This window comes from Flavobacterium sp. KKT103, from assembly GCF_055640565.1.
Map to the genome: position 1 here is coordinate 1,005,460 of NZ_CM145766.1, position 16,487 is coordinate 1,021,946.

The window sequence follows — 16,487 nt, forward strand, 5'->3', positions numbered from 1 at the left end:
CGCGTTTTAATACCTTTTCTTTTTTAATTTTTAGTACTTTTGGAATTAAAAATTAAGCTAAAATGAAGATTATCTCTTATAATGTTAACGGAATTCGTGCAGCGATTTCGAAAGGATTTATATCATGGCTGCAACAAGCAAATCCTGATGTCATTTGCCTTCAGGAAATTAAGGCCACGCCCGAGCAAATCCCCTTAGCCGATTTTGAAGCGGCAGGTTATCCTTATCATTACTGGTTTCCAGCAACTAAAAAAGGATATAGCGGCACTGCGATTTTGTCTAAAATCAAACCGAATAACGTTGTATACGGAACCGGAATCGAGCATATGGATTTTGAAGGTCGTAATGTGCGCTTGGATTTTGATGACTTATCGGTAATGAGTTTGTATTTGCCATCAGGCACGAATGCAGAGCGCCTAGGGCATAAATTCATGTACATGGATGATTTTCAGAATTATATTACTGAATTGAAAAAAGAGATTCCCAATTTGGTAATCTGTGGGGATTATAATATTTGCCATGAGGCTATAGATATTCATGATCCTATTCGAAATAAAAAAACATCCGGATTTTTACCAGAAGAAAGAGCATGGTTAGATGCCTTTTTAAATAATGGGTTTATAGATAGTTTTCGCTTCCTGAACAAGGAACCAGATAATTATACCTGGTGGACCATGCGTTTTCCATCAGCAAGACTCAATAATAAAGGGTGGCGCATTGATTATTGCTTGGTAAGTGAACCTTTGAAAGAAAGAATAATAAGAGCACTTATTTTACCTGAAGCAAAACATTCAGATCATTGTCCCGTTCTTGTAGAAGTAGTTTAATAGATATTCCAATTAAAAATATAAAAATGATAAAGAAAATTTCTCTAGGATTATTAGTAATGGCACTTAGTACTTCTTGTGTTTCTAAAAAGATATACAATGATTTAGAAAGTAAGTATGCCGATTTAAAGAAAGAAACAAGAAGTGTAGCTGATGAAAATGCCAATTTGCAAAAGGCTAAAAATCAGTTAGAGCTCGATAGAGAGGCACTTAAAACGGAGTTAGGCAAAGTAAAATCAGAGCGCGAAAAGTCACTGGCTGAAGCTGCTGCCTTAAGAGACAAAATGAAAGTATTGCAAGACTCTTATGCAGCACTAGAAAAAAATAGTGGCGAGGCATTGCAGTCTAACATGAATAAAAATCGTGATTTACTCGCGCAGTTGGATGCCAAAGCCAAAGCTTTAGCCATTGAACAAGAGCGATTGAGTAAAAGCGCACAACGTTTGCAAGAATTAGAGAATTTAATTGCTGCTAAAGAAGCAACAATGCGAAAATTGAAAGAAACCTTATCAAATGCATTAAATGGTTTTGAAGGTAAAGGACTTACTGTAGAACAAAAAAACGGAAAGGTATATGTGTCAATGGAGAATAAATTACTTTTTAATTCAGGTAGTTGGTCTGTTGGTCCAGAGGGTAAAAAAGCAGTAGTAGAACTAGGTAAAGTATTAGGCGAAAATCCTGATATTGCTGTTTTAATTGAAGGTCATACTGATAATGATCCGTATGGAGGATCAGGTCCAATTGCAGATAACTGGGATTTGTCGACTAAAAGAGCTACCGCTATCGTTGCCATTTTAAGCGAAAATAAAGCGATTAATAAAAAGAGCTTAACCGCGGCAGGAAGAGGGCAGTGGTCTCCATTAGCTGGAAATGAAACGGCCGAGGGTAAAGCTAAAAATCGTAGAATCGAAATTATTTTGACTCCAAGATTAGATGAAATTGCCGATATGTTAAACGATATCGACTAGACATTCTTTAAATAAAAGTTAAAAAGGTTCAAAGTACTGCTTTGAGCCTTTTTTTATGGAATAGTTCAAGGGAACCTTTGTAAATTTGCTTTCAATAATTTGAAACCGTACTAATGAAATATACTACACTACCCAATACTGATATAAAAGTCAGTAAAATTTGTTTGGGAACAATGACTTTTGGTCAACAAAACACGGAGGCTGAAGGACACGCTCAATTGGATTATGCCTTAGAGCGCGGAGTCAATTTTTTTGATACTGCCGAAATGTATTCGATCCCTGCTAATGAAAAGACCTACGGAAGCACCGAGAAAATTATAGGAACTTGGTTGAAAAAATCAGGAAAGAGAGACGAAGTTGTATTAGCGTCTAAAATTGCGGGTCCTAATCCTAATTTTACGTACATGCGGGACAGTATCGACTTCTCACCTAAAAGTATTCAATATGCCTTAGACAATAGTTTAAAGCGATTGCAAACGGATTATTTAGATTTGTATCAATTGCATTGGCCGGAGCGTAAAACAAACACCTTCGGGCAGCGTGCTTTCACCTTGCAAGATGATGAATGGGAAGATAACATTCACGAAGTGCTCACTACTCTCGATGGGTTTATCAAGGAAGGTAAGATAAAGCACATTGGTTTATCTAATGAAAATGCTTGGGGAATTATGCGTTTTCTCGAAGAAAATAAATACCATAACCTACCAAGAGTCAAAACAATTCAAAATCCATACTCACTTTTAAACCGCTTGTTTGAAAATGCATCTTCTGAAATTTGTGCTCGCGAAAATGTAGGCTTATTGGCTTATTCTCCAATGGGCTTTGGGGTTTTATCGGGTAAGTTTCTAACGGGTGAAAGCCATCCTAAAGCGAGATTGAGTTTGTTTCCTCAGTATTCAAGATACAGCAGTGAGCAATCTCAAGCGGCAACAAAGCTGTACCATGAAATTGCAGTAAAAAATGGTTTGACATTAACGGAGTTGGCTTTAGCCTTTATTGAGCAACAACCTTTTTTGACAAGTACCATTATTGGCGCGACTAATTTAGAGCAGCTAAAAGAGAATATCGATACGATTAATGTCACCCTTTCGGAGGATGTTTTAAAAGCGATAAATGGAGTACAAGCGATAATTCCGGATCCAGCACCTTAACTATAAAATATAGTTACTGTTAAAAAAGCTCCGTTATTTAAGTGTAACGGAGCTTTTTTTATGCTCATTATAACGGTTAAAAATCAAACTCATCACTTATTCCGAGGGAGTCTACAGCTGTAGTATCGCGTACTTTTACTCTAATTAGCGATTTTGCCTGACCGGTAATGTACAAGGGTTGCGTTTTATAAATAGTGTCTTCGATTGGGAGCAGTCCGCGTCGAATCATCAAATTAGTCAAAAACGACACTTGCTTTGCAGCAAAATCACGGAGTCGACCTTCATCATTAAATTGAGACATAAATCGCCTTGGACTTGGAATGATGCGTGCTAAAAATAAACATTCATTAAAATTTAAATCAATAGGGCGTTTTTGAAAATAATACTGGCTCGCTTCACCAATACCGTAAACATTGGGTCCCCATTCTATAATGTTGAAATAAACTTCAAGCATGCGCTCTTTACTAACGATGCGATTGTTTTCCAGAATGTAAACCAAAAGGATCTCCTCTAATTTTCGGGAGACTGTTTTTTCTCGCGTCAAAAACACGTTTTTAATTAACTGCATGCTGATGGTACTAGCACCACGAGAAAACTTCTTAGTCTTTATGTTTTTTATGATCGACTGCTTAAACGCTTCGTTAATAAATCCATGATGGGAGTAGAAAGAAGGGTCTTCTGTAGTAAGCACGCACTTTTTTAAATAAGGCGCTATTTGATCCATGGTACTATAGTTAGGATTGCCATTTCCAACTAAAACGGGACGTTGCGCTACGTTATTGATAATCGCTCGATAGATAAATTCCCCATTTAATTTGGTCAAGTTAGCTTGTCCGTACTTGGTTATTTTTAAATTCTCTTTTTTTAGATTGCTATCAAAAATAAGCGCGTTAGGATTGTTTTTGTTGAATTCAAATTGGAGCAGATAAGCAAAAGTGCCTTCGGCTTCCATTCCTTGAAAATTAGTAAACAATCCATCAGGAAGTGAACTGATGAAGTCTTGTGCTTTCGTATTGGGGATTTGCACTTTTAATTTATAAATGGTGTCTTCCTCTGTTTGATATTCCAAATAAGGATGAAATTTTACCTTATTGAATTGTACAGTTGAACTGCTGTCAATGGATACAAAATTGGAGCCGAGTAACAAACGATAATCAAATCGTGCATTTTTAATAACAACGTCCTGGCTTGCTATTTTTTTATGATTAATTTTTAAATTCGCTATTGAAGTATAACCATCAATATGTAATTCACCTCTGCTTTTTTCTATGTTTTCGATATTTAATCGAATGGAGTCAAAGCTTGAAATTAAGTTGTAACGTTCGTCAAAATACGGAACTTTAATAGCGCCTGTATCGCGATTAAAAAAACGAATATCTGCCTTTTTATTGCGGGGATCGGCGAAGCCTTTGATTTTCCATCGCTGCGCAAAAGTGTTCGTTTTTACATTAATTGCTGTCTCCAGCTCTTTATTGGCTAACGTTAATTTTTGAATAGCAATATTTGCCTTTTTTCCATTGTCATCCAATTTGAAGGTAAGGTTTTCAATATTCATATCTGTTGGAACGAGATTTAAAACCTTAGCAATAATCCGATACGTAAAATCAGCATAATCTCGCTTACCATCTGATGCGGGTTCCTTGCTGTCTCTTTTTAAAAAGGCGGCAAAGTTCTTAACGGATCCTTTTTTGGTGAGTTGTACATAGCCATTTTTAATATGTAAAGTACCCAATTGAACGTCACCTACGAGTAATTTCCACAGGTTGATCGACGTGCTCATTTTGTTTATATTGAACAAGGTATCTGCATGATGAGGCGTTAAGGTCATACCTGACAATTGAATTCCCGTCAAACCATCAAATGCCGCCTCCTTGATGGTAAAAGTGCTGTTGTAATCTCTTTTTATGGTAGCACTCGTTTTGGCTATGGCTTGTTGTAACAGCGATTCGCGAAAAACAAAAAAGCTAATGATTGCAATAATAATCAGTGCCATAAAAATTTTCAGAAAAAGGAGTATCTTTTGTTTTGAATTTCTCATTGATCAGGGTTCTTTTGCCTAAAGTAGTCTCTTTTTTATTGGTACTAACAGCTCGTTTATCCAAAAAGCATGCTGGCTACATCTTCAATTTTAGTGACAAGTTCTATTTTTATTCCCGTATTTTTCAACGCAATTTTATTGTATTTTGATACAAAAATGGTCGAAAAACCAAGCTTTTCTGCTTCCTGAATACGTTGGTCCACTCTGTTTACCGGACGAATCTCCCCTGAAAGACCTACTTCGCCAGCGAAACAAAAATCTTTATTTACAGGGATGTCTTCATTTGAGGATAAAATAGCAGCTACAACGGCAAGGTCGATTGCAGGATCGTCTACAGAGATTCCACCGGTGATATTAAGAAACACATCTTTGGCGCCAAGCCTAAAGCCAGCTCTTTTTTCAAGAACAGCTAAAATCATATTTAATCTTTTGGCATTATAGCCGGTCGTACTGCGCTGAGGTGTTCCATAAACCGCCGTGCTCACTAGTGCTTGAATTTCTAGCATTAAAGGTCGCATTCCCTCTAAAGTTGATGCGATGGCTGTTCCTGATAACTCTTCATCTTTATGCGAAATTAGTATTTCTGAAGGATTGGATACTTCGCGCAAGCCGCTGCCTAGCATTTCATAGATGCCAATTTCAGCAGTGGAACCAAATCGGTTTTTTAAAGACCTTAGAATTCGGTAAACATGATTTCGGTCGCCCTCAAATTGTAGCACGGTATCAACCATGTGTTCCAGTATTTTGGGTCCGGCAATGGTTCCATCTTTGGTAATATGACCAATTAAAATAACTGGTATATTGGTTTCTTTGGCAAACTTTATCAACTCAGCGGTAGTTTCCCTAATTTGAGAAATACTGCCTGCAGTGGATTCGATATAATCTGTATGAAGAGTTTGGATAGAGTCGATAATCACAATCTCAGGTTCAATGGCTTCGATTTGTTTAAAAATATTTTGCGTTTTCGTTTCGGTCAAAATATAGCAATTATCACTCGAAGGAGTAATTCGTTGCGCACGCATTTTGATTTGTTTCTGACTTTCTTCTCCTGAAACATAAAGCGTTTTATAGGGCAGTTTTAGTGATATTTGAAGTAAAAGAGTGCTTTTTCCTATTCCGGGTTCGCCACCAAGCAGGATGAGCGATCCGGGTACAATTCCGCCTCCTAAAACACGGTTTAACTCACCGTCAGTAGTGTCCATTCGAATTTCTTCTGTCGCGTCAATTTCGGTAATTTTCAAGGGTTTTGGAGCACGACTTGAAGGTGTTGGTTCGCTTTTCCAAGCGACTTTTTCTTGCTTCTGAATAATTTCTTCAGCAATGGTATTCCATTCTTTGCAAGCATTACATTGCCCTTGCCATTTGGCATAGGAGGTGCCGCAACTTTGACAGAAAAAGGTAGTTTTTACTTTTGCCATTATTTTTTGATAGTTTGACCTTTCATGTCATCATATTTGTTGTACATCATTTCTTTGGTTAAATCACCTATTTCCTCTAACTGAGAGGCGCGTTGGTACTTCGCTGCTGCCTTTTTAGCATCGCCTTGCTTTTCGTACATAAGTCCAAGTTCGTACGAAGCCAACATCGATTTGGGATAGTTTTTATTAGCAAGATCTGCGAGTTTGTCTAACTCATCGTATGCTTTGTTTTTTAAGATAGCGGCTTCGATTGCCTTGAAATCGTTGATTCGTACCGGAATTTTTAGTCCTAATTTATTTTCTATTAAGCTGTACTTTGTGGTTAAGTAATCTACGTAACCGCTTTTTAACACCACAATTTTTTCTGAGAATTCGGTTGAAGAGATTGGTTTGTAAGAACCAAAGATTTGATAAAGTGCTTCGGGAATCGAATAAAGAACAAGGGAATAGTGAGACGCATTTGAGAACGAACTGTATTTGTAATCTACTAATGGATTAGTGATTGCTTTTAGACTTTTATCCAATTGCTCAACTGGTTCGCGAAGTTGTCTAATGTCCCCATCAGCTGAAGATTGATAGTAAAAAAGCTGTTTTCGGGTATTGTTTAAACTAGAGGCGATTTGATCGGTTAGACCAGGTGCTAGTTCTGGGCTTAAGGATATGTAGGCATTGAATAAAGGATTTTCTTTTAATAGATAAAAGTTTAAAAATCCAGCTGTTGTATCATGTCCGGCAATTATTCTAAAGGGAGCTACACGGTATTTTTGCTCAATATAGGGCATTAATTCCCCGCCAATAAATTCAAAAAACTGCGAAGCTCTTCTAGTAGGTAGTCCTTCGGTTGGGTCAAAAGCACAATCTTCTTCTCTTTCGTTATTTCGATTTTGGCTTATGCCAATGATAATCGTTTCTGGCAAATCATCCCAATAGGCACCATAATTCAAAGCACCGTAAAAAGGATCAAATAAGTATTCGCCGTCCAATAAAATTAGGATAGGATATCTTTTGGAAGTGTTGTTTTCATAGGAGGCAGGCAAGCCAATAGTAATTTGTCGTTTTTCTCCAAGTTTTTTAGAGTCAAATGATTCAACGCTCTTTTGTGCAAATATTGAAAGCGAAAAAAAAAGTAAGAGTAGGCTGTGTTTCATAGTAGTACTGTTTTTTGGGGTTTAGTAGGGCTATAATAGTACAGCAAGATACTTATTTATTTTCTAAAATAAACAACTAGCCATTATTTCCAAGCGTTAAAGGATGTCTGGTTTAAACAAAAAAAGCTCCAACATACGATTGTATATTGGAGCAAGATAATTATAGTTGCAATTCTTTAGGTTAAAGAATTATCGTTTTCATTTGGGAAAATAATCCATGGCTTGAAAGTTTTTGCTTCTTCAAAATCCATGCTGGCGTAGGAGATAATAATAATGATATCATCTTTTTGAACTTTTCTAGCGGCAGGACCATTTAAGGTAATGGTGCCAGAATTTTTCTCACCTTTAATTGCGTAGGTGTCAAAACGTTCTCCATTATTGATGTTTACAATTGAAACTTTTTCTCCTTCGATGATATTAGAAGCTTCTAATAGATTTTCGTCAATGGTAATACTACCAATGTAATTTAAATCGGCACCCGTAACTTTTACGCGATGAATTTTTGATTTTAAAACTTGAATTTGCATGCTACAAAAGTAAATTAATTTAATGAAATGGTATCAATCAATCGAATATTATTAACAAGAACAGCTATAAAAGCGCGGTATTTTTGATTTGCTATTTTGTTTTCGCAGGGTAGTAAAGTGTGTGCGTCTGCGATTTGAAAATATTCTAATTCGAACATTTTATTCGTTTTAAATGTTTCGGTTACCCAAAGCGATACTTCTTCAGCTGTTGTATTTTTGAATTTTTCTTTTGCTTCTGTCAAAATTTCAAAGATTATTTTAGCTTCTTCTCGCTCGGATTTTGATAAGCGCTCGTTTCTGGAACTCATGGCTAATCCGTTCGCTTCTCGGTGAATAGGACAACCAATTACTTTTACGGTTAATTGGGCTTTTTCTACCATTTTTTCCACTATTAACAGTTGCTGATAGTCTTTTTCGCCAAAATAAGCGGTAGTGGGATTCACGATTTCGAACAGTCTTTTAACAATGGTGCCTACGCCATCAAAATGACCTGGCCGGAACTTACCTTCCATTTGATTTTCTAAACCGTCAAAATTAAATGGTTGGGATAGTATTTTTCCTTCATAGACATCTTCGACAGAGGGTGCGTAAATTAAGATATCCGGATTTAAAGCAGCTATTTTTTCTACATCTTGCTCTAATGTTCGCGGGTATTTTAAAAGGTCTTCAGGATTATTGAACTGAGTTGGATTCACAAAAATACTAACAACAGTTACTGCGTTTTCTGCCTGTGATCGTTGCATTAACGATAGATGTCCGTCGTGTAGTGCACCCATCGTAGGTACAAAACCAACAGTAGAACGAAGAGGTTTAATAGTGTTTAAAAAGTCTATCAAAGCTACTTTTCCGTAGAAAACAGGCATGGTCATTTTATTAAAATTGACTGCAAACATAATATATTAGTTAATAACTGCATAAATTTTTGTAATTTTGCGTGGTTTTTATTACCAATGAATTAAGTAAATTACAATATGAAAGATAAGAGGATATTATATGTATCATCTGAGGTGGTGCCTTATTTGGCTGAAAATGAAGTTTCTCTAATGTCTTATGACGTACCCAAGATGGTAAATGATCAAGGCGGACAAATTAGAATTTTTATGCCTAGATATGGAAACATAAATGAAAGAAGACATCAATTACATGAGGTAATACGACTTTCGGGTATGAATTTGGTTGTAAATGATTTAGATATGCCTTTGATTATTAAGGTAGCATCGATACCTAAGGAAAGAATTCAGGTGTATTTCATTGATAACGACGAGTATTTCAAACGAAAAGCTACATTCGCTGATGAAGACGGGGTAATGTATCCTGATAATGATGAGCGTGCTATCTTTTTTGCTAAGGGTGTGGTTGAAACAGTGAAAAAATTAAATTGGGTTCCTGATATTATTCACGTTCATGGATGGATGGCAGCTATGCTTCCGATATATATGAAGCATTTTTATAAAAACGAAGCTTTATTTTCGGATACTAAAATCGTAACTTCTGTTTACAGTCAATCATTTGAAGGGACTTTAGATGTAGAAATGATAAATAAGATAAAGTTAGATGGTATTCCAGAAGAAGTGGTTCCATACATTGCCACTCCTGATTATGACAGTATAATGAAGTCTACTATTAATCATTCGGATGCAGTTATAATAGCCTCTGAAGGGCTTTCTTCAAGTTTAACAAAATTTATAGAGTCTTCAGGAAAACCTTTTTTACCTTTCGTCCCTAAAGACACTTTCGCTGAGGCGTACAGTGCTTTTTATAATGAAATGCTTTAAAATTAACTTTTATTTCCAGTATGTATACTAAATTTTTTAAGACAATTCTTCTAGTCGCAACGGGTCTTTTTTTAAATTCTTGTGATAAGGATTACAACTCCATCGGTGGTGATTTAATTGGTGGTAATAATTTTGATTTAAGCAAATATACCTCGCAAGTGGTTGCATACAATCAAAAAATTGGGCCAATAGAATCCAGTAATCTAGCCGTTAATGCCTTAGGTGTTTACAGTAATGGTCCATTTGGAACCACAACTGCTAACTTTGCAACGCAGCTAACTTTAGAAGCTGTTAAACCAACAATTGGAATTAATCCAGTAATTGAAAGTGTGGTTTTAACAATTCCGTATTTTAGTACTTTACAGTCAACTGATGCTGCAACGGGCGATAATACCTATACCTTAGATTCTATTTATGGTGGTGGAAAAATTAAATTAAGCGTTTATGAGTCTGGATTTGCCATGCAAAGTTTAGATCCTAGTAATTCATTTCAAGCGCAAAAGTATTACACGAATCAAAATCTGACATTCGATTCGAATAAAGTAGGATCTCGCCTGAATGATGATGATGATACTGCACAAAACGACGCTTTCTTTTTTAGTCCATTGGAACATAAAGTGTCTACAAAAGTTAATGATGTAGAGACGGTAACTCGCACTGCTCCTGGGATGCGTCTAAATTTAAATAAGGCTTTTTTTAAGACTAAAATAATTGATGCAGCAGCCTCAGGAAATTTAGCCACTAATGATGTTTTTAGAAATTATTTTAGAGGATTGTATTTCAAAGCTGAAAAAATTAGTGGCGTAGAAAGTCAAATGGCAATGTTGAATTTCTCTGCTGGAAAAATAACTATCAATTACAAGGAAAATACTTCGACTACTGACGAAACTCGAGTAGATAAATCTATTGTCATTAATTTGAGTGGAACCACTGTAAATTTATTAAATGATGCGGATAGCGCAGCTTATAGTAATGCGTTTACCACCTCAAATTCAACTACTGGTGATGCTAAATTACATTTAAAAGGAGGTGAAGGATCGCTAGCTGTTATTGAACTTTTTAGTAAAACTGATGTGCGTGGATTTGACTCAAGTGGAAACCCTACTAGTGTACCAAATGGTGTTAGTGATGAGCTAGACGATTTAAGGTATCCTGCAGACGGTAAGAAATTACTAATCAATGAGGCAAATTTAATTTTTCATATTGATGCTACATCGATGGCAGGAGCCAAAGAGCCAAACAGAGTGTATTTATACGATCTAACACATAGTCAATCAATACTAGATTATAAAGTCGATGGTTCTTCAGGTACAAAGGCTCAAAACGGGAAGTTTATTTACAGTGGTATTATCAAGAAAGAGGCAGTTACTGATGGACGCGGACAAACCTACAAAGTCAGGTTGACTAATCAAATTCGTAATTTAATCAAAAATGCTGATTCCACTAACGTGAAATTAGGACTTGTAGTAACGGGGGATATCAATAATTCCACTTCTGCTAGTTTGCGAACAGCTAAGCCGCTTTTTACTAAGGCGCCAAGAGCTGCTGTAATTACGCCGTTAGGAACAGTGCTATACGGTAATAATGTAGCTGATGAAGCTAAAAAATTAAAATTGGAAATTTATTACACTAAATCTAATAATTAAAATATGTGTGGAATAGTTGGGTATATTGGATATAGAGAAGCATATCCTATTGTTATTAAAGGACTAAAGCGTTTAGAGTATAGAGGTTACGATAGTGCTGGAGTAATGGTATATGACGGAAACGAAATAAAACTTTGCAAGACAAAAGGGAAAGTTGCTGATCTAGAAGAGAAGGCCATCAAGGAAGTAGCTATGAACGGTACGATTGGTATTGGTCACACAAGATGGGCTACTCATGGTGTGCCAAATGATGTTAACTCGCACCCACATTTTTCTAATTCAGGAGATCTTGTTATCATACACAATGGTATTATTGAGAATTATGCTCCGTTAAAAGAAGAGTTGATAAAGAGAGGGTATATCTTTCAATCAGATACTGATACAGAGGTTTTGGTTAATCTTATTGAAGAAATTCAAAAGCAAGAAGGAACAAAGTTAGGTAAAGCAGTTCAAATCGCTTTAAATCAAGTGGTAGGTGCTTATGCAATTGCTGTTTTTGATAAAAAAAACCCTAATGAATTAGTGGCTGCTCGTTTAGGTAGTCCCTTAGCTATAGGTATTGGAGAAGGAGAGTATTTTGTTGCTTCTGATGCTTCACCGTTTATAGAATATACTTCGAATGCAGTGTATTTAGAAGATGGTGAAATGGCCATTATCCGTTTACACAAATCAATGAAGGTCAGAAACATAAAAGATGACTCTTTAGTTGATCCTTATATTCAAGAACTTCAAATGAACTTGGAGCAAATTGAAAAGGGTGGTTACGACCACTTTATGTTAAAAGAAATCTACGAGCAACCAAGTGTTATTAAAGACACCTATAGAGGTAGATTGCATGCTAACAAAGGAATTGTTCAAATGGCAGGAGTTGAGGATAATTTAGAAAAATTCCTAAATGCTGACAGAATAATTATTGTTGCTTGCGGTACTTCATGGCATGCTGGATTAGTAGCGGAGTATGTATTTGAAGAGTTTGCTAGAATTCCTGTAGAGGTTGAATATGCATCTGAATTCCGATACAGAAACCCTATTATAAATAGTAAAGATGTTGTTATTGCCATATCTCAGTCAGGAGAGACTGCTGATACCATGGCGGCTATTAAATTAGCTAAAGAAAACGGTGCTTTTGTTTTTGGAGTATGTAATGTCGTTGGGTCTTCTATATCAAGAGAAACTCACGCAGGTGCATACACACATGCAGGTCCGGAGATTGGGGTGGCTTCAACAAAAGCATTTACAACACAAATTACAGTGTTAACGATGATTGCATTGCGTTTAGCTAAGGCTAAAGGAACATTGTCGCAATCTGATTTCCACATGTACTTACAAGAATTAGATTTAATTCCTGAAAAGGTAAAAGAAGCTTTAGAAACTAATGATATAACTAAAGAAATTGCCGCTACTTTTAAAGATGCGCCAAATTGTTTGTATTTAGGTCGAGGCTATAACTTTCCAGTAGCCTTAGAAGGAGCGTTAAAGTTAAAAGAAATATCATATATTCATGCCGAAGGCTATCCAGCTGCAGAAATGAAACATGGTCCAATTGCCTTGATTGACGAAAGCATGCCTGTTGTTGTAATTGCTCCAAAAATGGGTCATTATGATAAAATCGTAAGTAATATTCAAGAAATTAAATCGCGAAGCGGTCGAATAATAGCTGTTGTTACAAAAGGAGATACTCAGGTTAGAGAATTAGCAGATTATGTGATTGAAATCCCAGAGACTTCTGATGCATTGTCGCCATTAATCACAACCATACCTTTACAGTTGTTGTCGTATCACATAGCAGTGTTGAGAGGTTGTAACGTAGACCAGCCACGAAATTTAGCGAAATCAGTAACTGTGGAATAAGCAGTTTTTATAGATAATGCAAAAGCAAGACCTAGTGTCTTGCTTTTTTTTTGCTTTTTTTTGAAATTCTTTATTTTTATCATAAATGCATTTTTAAAACCAATTTTATATGTAAGCATAGTATTTTATTGAATTTTAACTTAATTTTTGGTTTTACTGCAAAAATGATTAATGCTGAATAGTTTATTTTTTAAATATTTAATTAATGATAATTAAAAAAAAAGCACTTTTTTTTATTAATAGTAAATTTAATTGTACTTTGGTGCCATAAATCAATAAAAACATAACCAAATGAGAGTGCACTTACTTTTTTTATCTTTCTTTTTTTGTTGCATTAGTTTTGCGCAAAACTCTGTTACGGGTTTAGTTACTGATAGTAACAAACTTCCGGTAATAGGGGCTAATATTACAGTCATCGGGGGTGCTGGTGGAGCAGTCACGGATATTGACGGAAAATTTACCTTAAGTACGGCTGTAAAGTTTCCGTTTAAGCTACAGGTAACTAGTATTGGTTTTTCGTCGAAAGAGGTAAACGTTACTTCTGCCAATCAAAAAATCACTGTGATTTTAAAAGAGGAAGACAATCTTCTTAACGAAATCGTAGTTTCTGCTTCGAGAACTCCGGAGCGTGTGATCGAATCTCCTGTAACCATTGAAAGAATGGGAACAGCCGATATTAAGAAAACAGCTTCAGCTAGTTTTTATGACGGTTTGGAGAACTTAAAAGAGGTACAAATGAACACCAGTAGTTTGTCTTTTAAATCGGTAAATACCCGTGGATTTGCTACAGTTGCGAATACCCGTTTCATGCAATTAGTTGATGGAATGGATAACTCCTCTCCTTTATTGAATTTCGTATTAGGAAATTTAATTGGTGTATCTGAAATTGACGTGCAAAGCGTAGAATTATTGCCAGGAGCTTCTTCTGCTTTATACGGTGCTAACGCTTTCAACGGTATTTTATTTATGACTAGTAAAAGTCCATTTACCAGCGAAGGGATTACCGCTTACGCTAAGTTTGGTCAAACAAGTCAAAAGGCAGCTGGAAACAATGATTATGTTGATTACGGAATTCGTATGGCTAAAGCATTTAGTCCAAAACTAGCGATGAAGGCTAACTTTACTTATATGAAAGGTACTGACTGGTATGCGGTAAATTATGACGACAAGACTAGAGCAGGATTGGATAGAAAAAATCCTAGCTATGATGGTATTAACGTTTACGGAGATGAGGCTGCAACTAACATTAGAAACGTAGCTGATGGTTTGCTAGCAGCAAATAAAATCTCTGCAGCTCAATATAATGTCTTTAGAGGTATTCTTCCTAATTCTAATGTAAGTAGAACTGGTTATAACGAAATCGATTTGACAGATAATAAAGCCAGTAATACTAAAATGGATTTGTCTTTGCATTACAGACCGTTTGGAAACGAAAATTTAGAAGTAATTGTACAATCTAAATTTGGTTTTGGTAACGCTGTTTACCAAGGAGCTAATAGATATTATTTGAACAACTTCTTCATGCAACAACACAAGTTGGAGTTCAAAGGGAAAAATTTCTTCTTAAGAGGTTATACTACCGGTGAAAATGGGGGTCAGTCTTATGATATGCTTTTTACGGGTTTAAATATTAATAATAAATGGAAGGATAATAATACTTGGTTTGGTGAGTATGCAGGTGCATATGTAACAGCAACATTAGCCGGAGCTCCTAATTCACAAGCTGCGCATGATGCTGCAAGGGCGGTTGCTGATAGAGGAAGGTTTTTACCTGGTACACCAGAGTTTAAATCTGCATTTGCTGCAGTTACTAGTGAGGCTAATGTATTGCAAGGTTCAAAATTGGTAGATAATTCAAAAATCTATCATTCTGATGCTAACTATAATTTTAAAGATTTAATCGAGTTTGCTGAAATCCAAGTAGGTGGATCGTATAGACAATATTCACTTAATTCATTTGGTCGTATCTACACAGATGCTAATGGACCGATTAGATATAATGAATATGGAGCCTACACGCAATTATCTAAAAAGTTAATGGATGATAGATTAAAGTTTACAGGATCTATTCGTTATGATAAAGCCCAAAACTTTAACGGAAATTATTCTCCTAGAGTATCCTTAGTGTATTCAGGTGGTGAAAGCAGAAAACATAATTTTAGAGGTTCGTTCCAAACTGGCTTTAGAAATCCAACTACTCAGGATCAATACATTGGTTTCAACGTAGGTAATGCTATTTTATTAGGATCAGCTCCTGATAACTTGACTCGATTTGTAGAAACTAGACCAGTAAATGGAACTATAGGTCAAGGATTTAATAATGGAAATGCTACAGTTACCATTGATGGAACTATAGCTTACAATAATTCTTACTTAGCTTCTTCAGTTATTGCTTTCGCTGCAGCTGGAAACCCGGCGTTGCTTAGAAAAACCACAGCTAATCTTGTGAAACCAGAAGAGGTTAAAGCATTTGAATTGGGTTATAGGTCTTTTATCAATAAAACATCAATCGATATTAATGGGTATTACAATATCTATAATAACTTTATTGGTAACTTAAACGTAGTGGCTCCGTTGTACGGTCAAGCAATTGACGGTGGAGGATTGACTAATGTAGAGGGGCAAAAAGCATTGCAAGCATTGCAAAGTGGTAATACTAGAACTTTCCAGTTGTATACGAATACTCCTTTAGAAATTAAATCATTAGGTTTTGGTATTGGATTGTCTAGAAAAGTATATAAAGATTTTGAAGTTAGTGTGAATTATAATTATGCTGAATTTAATTTCGATCAATCTAAAGATCCTAGTTTCGAAGCTGGATTTAATACACCAAAGCATAGAGCAAAAGCTTCTTTTGGTAATGAAAAATTATTCAAAAACTTTGGTTTCAATGTTAGTGGTAGATATAACACTTCGTACTTATGGCAGTCTTCAATGGTTGATGGTGTAATCGATGCTGCTACGGTTATTGATGCTCAAATTAATTATGGTATACCATCTTTAAAATCAACGTTGAAAATAGGAGCTTCAAACATTGCAGGTAAGGAATACGGGCAAGTATTAGGAGCTGGTTTGATAGGTCAGCAGTATTTTGCTTCTTGGACAATCAATCCTTAATTTATTAATTCTAAAATTATT

The 16,487-nt window shown here is 35.8% G+C and carries 12 protein-coding genes; 7 read left to right on the top strand and 5 right to left on the bottom strand.

The genetic code is table 11. The annotated features are described in order from the left end of the window. The first annotated feature begins 62 nt into the window (after positions 1-62). From ACZ2G0_RS04350 to ACZ2G0_RS04360, 3 genes are all read left to right on the top strand, one after another. Positions 63-827 carry an exodeoxyribonuclease III gene (locus ACZ2G0_RS04350; RefSeq protein ID WP_470309164.1) on the top strand — a complete coding sequence of 255 codons (765 nt, stop codon included), beginning with the start codon at positions 63-65 and terminating at the stop codon, positions 825-827. 26 nt (positions 828-853) lie between these two features. Further along, positions 854-1,795, top strand: coding sequence for an OmpA/MotB family protein (locus ACZ2G0_RS04355; RefSeq protein WP_470309165.1), 942 nt, complete (start codon positions 854-856; stop codon positions 1,793-1,795). A 113-nt stretch (positions 1,796-1,908) separates the two neighbouring features. Then, a complete protein-coding gene (locus tag ACZ2G0_RS04360) occupies positions 1,909-2,946 on the top strand; it encodes an aldo/keto reductase (RefSeq protein WP_470309166.1) in 1,038 nt (345 codons plus the stop codon). A gap of 76 nt (positions 2,947-3,022) precedes the next feature. On the opposite strand, the gene ACZ2G0_RS04365 is transcribed toward ACZ2G0_RS04360, so the two are convergent. The 5 genes from ACZ2G0_RS04365 to panC form a co-directional block, all read right to left on the bottom strand. Further along, positions 3,023-4,984, bottom strand: coding sequence for a biosynthetic peptidoglycan transglycosylase (locus tag ACZ2G0_RS04365; RefSeq protein ID WP_470309167.1), 1,962 nt, complete (start codon positions 4,982-4,984; stop codon positions 3,023-3,025). 56 nt (positions 4,985-5,040) lie between these two features. Further along, the gene (gene radA, locus ACZ2G0_RS04370) at positions 5,041-6,402 is read right to left on the bottom strand and encodes a DNA repair protein RadA (protein ID WP_470309168.1); all 1,362 of its coding nucleotides are present in this window, start codon (positions 6,400-6,402) and stop codon (positions 5,041-5,043) included. After that, positions 6,402-7,550, bottom strand: coding sequence for an alpha/beta hydrolase (locus tag ACZ2G0_RS04375; RefSeq protein ID WP_470309169.1), 1,149 nt, complete (start codon positions 7,548-7,550; stop codon positions 6,402-6,404). Before ACZ2G0_RS04375 ends, radA begins: the two co-directional genes overlap by 1 nt. Positions 7,551-7,726: 176 nt before the next feature. Then, positions 7,727-8,077 (bottom strand): aspartate 1-decarboxylase, encoded by a 351-nt coding sequence (gene panD / locus ACZ2G0_RS04380; protein WP_470309170.1) that lies wholly within the window; start codon positions 8,075-8,077, stop codon positions 7,727-7,729. A 14-nt stretch (positions 8,078-8,091) separates the two neighbouring features. Beyond that, a complete protein-coding gene (gene panC, locus ACZ2G0_RS04385) occupies positions 8,092-8,970 on the bottom strand; it encodes a pantoate--beta-alanine ligase (protein ID WP_470309171.1) in 879 nt (292 codons plus the stop codon). A 78-nt stretch (positions 8,971-9,048) separates the two neighbouring features. On the opposite strand from panC, the gene ACZ2G0_RS04390 reads away from it, so the two are divergent. The 4 genes from ACZ2G0_RS04390 (at position 9,049) to ACZ2G0_RS04405 (ending at position 16,466) form a co-directional block, all read left to right on the top strand. Next, positions 9,049-9,852 carry a glycogen/starch synthase gene (locus ACZ2G0_RS04390; RefSeq protein WP_470309172.1) on the top strand — a complete coding sequence of 268 codons (804 nt, stop codon included), beginning with the start codon at positions 9,049-9,051 and terminating at the stop codon, positions 9,850-9,852. Between the two features lie 20 nt (positions 9,853-9,872). After that, a complete protein-coding gene (locus ACZ2G0_RS04395) occupies positions 9,873-11,498 on the top strand; it encodes a DUF4270 domain-containing protein (protein WP_470309173.1) in 1,626 nt (541 codons plus the stop codon). Positions 11,499-11,501: 3 nt separating this feature from the next. Further along, complete coding sequence (glmS, locus tag ACZ2G0_RS04400) at positions 11,502-13,349, top strand: glutamine--fructose-6-phosphate transaminase (isomerizing) (protein ID WP_470309174.1); 1,848 nt, start codon at positions 11,502-11,504, stop codon at positions 13,347-13,349. A 291-nt stretch (positions 13,350-13,640) separates the two neighbouring features. Then, complete coding sequence (locus ACZ2G0_RS04405; protein WP_470309175.1) at positions 13,641-16,466, top strand: TonB-dependent receptor domain-containing protein; 2,826 nt, start codon at positions 13,641-13,643, stop codon at positions 16,464-16,466. The last annotated feature ends 21 nt before the right edge of the window (positions 16,467-16,487 follow it).